Genomic DNA, 1,033 nt, shown 5'->3' with positions numbered 1-1,033 from the left:
GGAAGAAATCCGGGCAGACCGCGTGAGCAGTGAAAGCCGGGCGTGGCTTGCGCAGTGCGGGCTGACGGTGGAGCAACTGGCCAGACAGGTGGAGCCGGAATACACACCGGCGCGAAAAGTTCATTTTTACCACTGCGACCACCGGGGCCTGCCGCTGGCGCTCATCAGCGAAGACGGCAATACGGCGTGGCGCGGGGAGTATGATGAATGGGGCAACCAGCTTAATGAGGAGAACCCGCATCACCTGCACCAGCCGTACCGTCTGCCAGGGCAGCAGCATGATGAGGAGTCGGGGCTGTACTATAACCGTCACCGGCACTACGATCCGTTGCAGGGGCGGTATATCACCCCGGACCCGATTGGGTTGAGAGGTGGATGGAATATGTATCAGTATCCGTTGAATCCCATACAAGTGATAGACCCAATGGGGTTAGATGCGATTGAGAATATGACATCAGGTGGACTAATTTATGCCGTATCTGGTGTACCTGGATTGATTGCTGCAAACAGCATTACTAACAGTGCTTACCAGTTCGGTTATGATATGGATGCTATTGTTGGCGGAGCTCATAATGGGGCCGCCGATGCAATGAGACATTGTTACTTGATGTGTCGAATGACTAAGACATTTGGATCAACAATAGCTGACGTGATAGGTAAAAATCATGAGGCGGCAGGGGATAGACAAGGTCAGCCAGCTAAAGAAAGAATCATGGATCTTAAAAATAACACTGTCGGTATTGCTTGTGGCGATTTTTCTGCCAAATGTAGCGATGCATGTATTGAAAAATATGGTAATGACTCCAACTTATTGATAGTGTTTTATGTTCAGATAATGCCCGATGACTTTGTCATGCAGCTCCACCGATTTTGAGAACGACAGTGACTTCCGTCCCAGCCTTGCCAGATGTTGTCTCAGATTCAGGTTATGCCGCTCAATTCGCTGAGTGTAACGCTTGCTGATTACGTGCAGCTTTCCCTTCAGGCGGGATTCATACAGCGGCCAGCCATCCGTCATCCATACCACGACCTC

Annotated in this window: 2 protein-coding genes; one reads left to right on the top strand and one right to left on the bottom strand. The window is 50.6% G+C overall.

All coding sequences use genetic code 11. The annotated features are described in order from the left end of the window. Nucleotides 1-874, top strand: an 874-nt coding sequence (locus K0778_RS28190) for an RHS repeat-associated core domain-containing protein (protein WP_250666421.1), incomplete at its 5' end; no start/stop codon positions are given. Here the strand turns inward: K0778_RS28190 and K0778_RS26350 are convergent. Beyond that, nucleotides 809-1,033, bottom strand: a 225-nt coding sequence (locus K0778_RS26350; protein ID WP_024169623.1) for an IS1 family transposase, incomplete at its 5' end; no start/stop codon positions are given. The genes K0778_RS28190 and K0778_RS26350 overlap by 66 nt on opposite strands.

Origin of the sequence: Escherichia sp. XD33, assembly GCF_019375075.1 — a bacterium.
Classification (GTDB): Bacteria; Pseudomonadota; Gammaproteobacteria; order Enterobacterales; family Enterobacteriaceae; genus Enterobacter; species Enterobacter flexneri_A.
Note: the sequence above shows the minus strand (reverse complement) of the source record. Positions and strands in the feature narration are given on the sequence as shown.